Below are 4,406 nucleotides of genomic sequence, written 5' to 3'. Positions count from 1 at the left end.
ATAGATCGGTTCAAATTTCTTAAAAAAATCATCAATGGCACAGAAGATTTCTGTAAAATCAGACATGGTGGTTAGAGTCTTTGGTTTGTGTAGTAACTTTCTAAATGGCTCTAACCATCTTTTTTTCAAGCGGTTTTCTTATCCGTAATTCGGGTTATTATTATTAAAAGTATTTTTTTAATAAAAACCCACTCTATAACTTTAGTCGTATTCCGTTCGTCGCCGTCTTGGCTCATATATGAGAGCAACAAATGATCAGTTTAATCTGTCTATCCGTACGTACATAAAACGCTGCCCAAGGAACTGATCATCATAGAAAAATACAGGAGTTTAAGATGAACATTTCTGAAGCCAGAAGTCATGGCGTAGATCAATCGCAACAATTTTACCGTCAATATGGTGCCAATGCCCTGTTACCTGAAATTCAATGGACTGAATTATTTAAGCCCAGCCACTTAAAAGATACTCACATTCAGGCATTAAACACCTTGTATCAAAGTGCGGTTCCGCTTGCATTACAAGTGTTTGATGAGTTGAATTTTGATGTCTTCAGCCCTGCAGCCTACAAACCGCAAGGCTTGGGTCTATTTGATCGACTTGCTGAACAAGAAGATAAGCTGATTCAATCCCTAAAAGCCGAATCTAAAGACCTAACTGATCAAGTACGTCACCAGATTTGGAGCATGTTATTGCGTGGTGGTGCGGTGCTGGTCTTTAAAGCATGGCTTGGCAAAGTCAAAACCGATGAGAATCTGCTCGATACCACCCAATTTGATGAATTGTCTGATCTGCTCTTTATTAAGACCCCACCTTTCGAATTGGCAAAGCACTTAGATGTAAATACCCATGCCAATGAAGATCATATTTTCCTGCTGTATGGCAGTGATGTTTATTTAGACCGTTTTAACAGCTTAGAAACTGCGGCTTTATTTGTCGATTTAGGCGTATATGATGCGGCATTTTTAAGTTTAAGAGATGACAGCGTGGCGGAATATCTGAAAGAGAAAGCCTATGTCTCTCAAGAGCAAATTGATGATCTGCAATGTGCATTAAATCCCTTATTTTGCACAGACCATACTCCCAGACAAAGCTGCGTCGCGTAATCTAAAATGCTAAATGCGTTGAAAGTCAAAGCATCCCTCGCAATAAACCGCAACGAAAAAGGCACTTAATTTAAGTGCCTTTTTCGTTCAATGCTGGGTTCAGCAGATTACATTTTCTTTTCTTCAATATTCAAAGCACTGATCGCCAATACCGCCTGAGTACGGTTTTGCACATTCAATTTACGGAAAATAGCCGTGACATGCGCTTTAATGGTTGCTTCAGAAACATCAAGCTCATACGCAATCTGTTTATTCAGTAAACCTTCCGCCACCATCATCAATACACGGAATTGTTGCGGTGTTAGCGATTGAATACGTTCTGCCAGTGCAGTTTCATCTGCTGCACGTGGATCGAAATTCAGATTGGCAGGCAAGTTTGGCGGTAACCAGATTTCACCTTCCAGCACCTGGCGAATCGCCTCACCAATATGGCTGGGATGTGCCGATTTAGGAATATAGCCCATTGCACCATGCGCAATGGCACGCTGAATAATTGAAGTTTCTTCATGCGCAGAAACCACAATAATTGGAATTGAGGGATATTGTGCACGGACGTGAACCAAAGCTGAAAAGCCTGAAGCCCCTGGTAAATTTAAATCCAATAAAACCAAATCCGGTTCCGGTCCGTTATCTAAGCGTTCATACAACTCATTTACTGCAGCCGTTTCATGAATTTGAGCTTGCGGTAAGCTGTAACGAACGGCCTGAATCAAGGCATGACGAAACAACGGATGGTCATCAACGATTAAAATATTCATAAGCGACATGAAAGATCTTGTGCACAGTGGTTTCTATTCTAACCATAGTCATGCATCTAAGGATATGCAAGATCTCACTATTTTTGCATTTAAGCCGACATTCGGCTTAAGAAATTGACAAAATTCCGCATTTTCTTAATTTCTTTAAATCTAATCACATTTTGATATAAATTTTATCGTATAAAGCAAAATGCTTATTAACAATCAAGATAAATTTATAAATCAAATAATTAACTACCCTTTAAAGCTGAGTTAATGGCAATTTTCTTTATATCTTAAAATCAGATAACTTTTCTGTATTTGCTTATTTTACAGAATATCTCAGGTGGTGATTAATAAATACATTCCGAGATTTTATTGTTTTAGGTTATTCCAAGATGTCTATTTTAAATACACAAAAACCACTGAATATTGTTGCTGTATCGGGTGGTTTAAACAACCCGTCAAAAACCGAAGCTCTGGTTCAAGCCATTCTAGACGAACTGGGTGAAGCAACACCGATTAATGTCCATTTCATTAAATTCAGCGAAATTGGTCAATTGATGGGTGGGGCGATCTACCGCAATCAATTACCACAACGTGTACAAGACGATTTAGCTGCCGTAGAAGCAGCAGATGCACTGATTGTGGGTACACCAGTATACCGTGCATCATTTACCGGTCTATTTAAACATTTCTTTGATTTTGTAGAACAAACCGCATTGGTTGATGTACCTGTTTTACTTGCAGCATCTGGCGGTTCTGAACGTCATGCCCTGGTTCTTGAGCACCAATTACGTCCACTGTTTAGCTTCTTCCAGGCGCAAACTCTGCCGATCGGTGTATACGCAACAGATAAAGATTTCACCCCTGAATACACCATTCACAGCGAGTTCTTGCGTGACCGTATTACTTTAGCAGTGGCACGTGCGCTACCAATTCTTGAGTGGGCACCGGCTAAAGGTCAACGTGCTGAAGTGGTGAAAGAGAAAACCCAACAAGCCAACCAAAACCTGGGCATTAATAAACAAATCGAGCAGGAAGAAGTACTTCCTTCTGCGGCAGTGCCAAGCCTAGATGCAGCGGAATCTCGCTTGCACAGCAAAAAAGCACCGAAGACTCAAGTCGCTTAATCAGCGACTTCCACCTCGAGGGTTTAGATATGTCAAATCAACAAGAAAACCAAGTTAAATTTGCCTATTGGGTACCGAATGTCAGTGGTGGCTTGGTGGTCAGTAATATCGAACAGCGCACCGACTGGAGCTATGAGTACAATGTACGCTTAGCCCAGGCAGCAGAAAAAAACGGCTTTGAATATGGTTTAACCCAGATTCGTTTTGCGTCAAGCTACGGCGCAGAACATCAACATGAATCGGTCAGTTTTAGTCATGCATTGTTAGCAAAAACTGAAAAAATTAAACTGATTGCGGCAATTTTACCCGGGCCGTGGAAACCTGCTCTTGCAGCGAAACAATTGGCCAGCATTAACCAAATGACCAATGGCCGTATCGCGATTAACGTGGTCAGTGGCTGGTTCCGCGGTGAATTTGATGCGATTGGCGAAGAATGGCCAGAACACGATCAGCGTTATGCTCGTTCAGAAGAATTTATTCGCAGCTTACGTGGCATTTGGAATACAGATCACTTTAACTTTGATGGCAAGTTCTATCAGTTTAAAGATTACACGCTACGTCCACAGCCGCTTCCAAACAAACCTGTGGAAATTTTCCAAGGCGGCAGTTCACGTGCTGCACGTGACATGGCTTCACGCGTTTCAGATTGGTACTTTACCAATGGCAACACGCCTGAAGAAATTAAAAAACAGATTGATGATATTCGTGAGAAAGCCAAGGCCAATAACCATCAGGTTAAAATTGGAGTGAATGCCTTCATTATTGCCCGTGATACCGCAGAAGAAGCGCAATCTGTGCTGCAAGAAATTATCGATAAAGCCAATATTCAAGCTGTGAATGCATTTGGCGATGCCACCCGCGAAGCAGGTGCCTCAACCGCTGAAGGCGAAGGCAACTGGGCAAAATCAAGTTTTGAAGATTTGGTGCAGTATAACGATGGTTTCAAAACCAACCTGATTGGTACACCACAGCAAATTGCTGAACGTATTTTGGTTCTCAAAGATATCGGTGTGGACTTGGTGCTTTCTGGCTTCCTACACTGTATTGAAGATGTTGAATACTTCGGTGCGAAAGTCTTGCCATTGGTTCGTAAGTTAGAAGCAGAGCAAGCGGAACAGCTGCAAGCAAAATCAGCTTAAGGCGGTCAAATTATAATAATAATGCTTTACCCTATTCTCCCCCTCAAGGCATAGGTATCTACACAATTCTCATGTTTTGCGTTAAATTGAGGAGCATGCTCTTCAATTTAACATCTCTGGCTTAGATCTGCGTCTTATTAAACGCTACAATAGCCTTGTAAAGCTCAATATGAATCCTCTAGCTTCACTTGCTCCTGCAATTAAAGATATTGCCTCTGCCCAAAAAACGAGTTTCGCAACCACACAGGCAGTTTGGCGATTCTTAAATAATGATAAAGTCTCTTTTAAACAATT

At 41.3% G+C, this 4,406-nt stretch carries 4 protein-coding genes; 3 read left to right on the top strand and 1 reads right to left on the bottom strand.

Annotated elements, in window-relative coordinates; all coding sequences use genetic code 11:
• Positions 1-335 precede the first annotated feature (335 nt).
• Positions 336-1,103: a hypothetical protein gene (locus tag E0409_RS16345; protein WP_131292602.1), complete on the top strand. Its 768-nt coding sequence runs from the start codon at positions 336-338 to the stop codon at positions 1,101-1,103.
• A 107-nt stretch (positions 1,104-1,210) separates the two neighbouring features.
• On the opposite strand, the gene E0409_RS16340 is transcribed toward E0409_RS16345, so the two are convergent.
• Entirely contained in the window at positions 1,211-1,861 is a 651-nt protein-coding gene (locus E0409_RS16340) for a response regulator (protein ID WP_131292605.1), read from the bottom strand.
• A gap of 377 nt (positions 1,862-2,238) precedes the next feature.
• On the opposite strand from E0409_RS16340, the gene msuE reads away from it, so the two are divergent.
• Both msuE and sfnG read left to right on the top strand, forming a co-directional pair.
• Positions 2,239-2,973, top strand: a complete 735-nt coding sequence (msuE, locus tag E0409_RS16335) for an FMN reductase (RefSeq protein WP_131271351.1) — start codon at positions 2,239-2,241, stop codon at positions 2,971-2,973.
• Positions 2,974-3,002: 29 nt separating this feature from the next.
• The gene (gene sfnG / locus E0409_RS16330; protein WP_131292599.1) at positions 3,003-4,112 is read left to right on the top strand and encodes a dimethylsulfone monooxygenase SfnG; all 1,110 of its coding nucleotides are present in this window, start codon (positions 3,003-3,005) and stop codon (positions 4,110-4,112) included.
• Positions 4,113-4,406 lie beyond the last annotated feature (294 nt).

It is taken from the genome of Acinetobacter sp. ANC 4862 (assembly GCF_004336635.1).
In the GTDB taxonomy this organism is placed as follows: domain Bacteria; phylum Pseudomonadota; class Gammaproteobacteria; order Pseudomonadales; family Moraxellaceae; genus Acinetobacter.
This window is presented reverse-complemented; position numbering and strand designations above follow the sequence as displayed.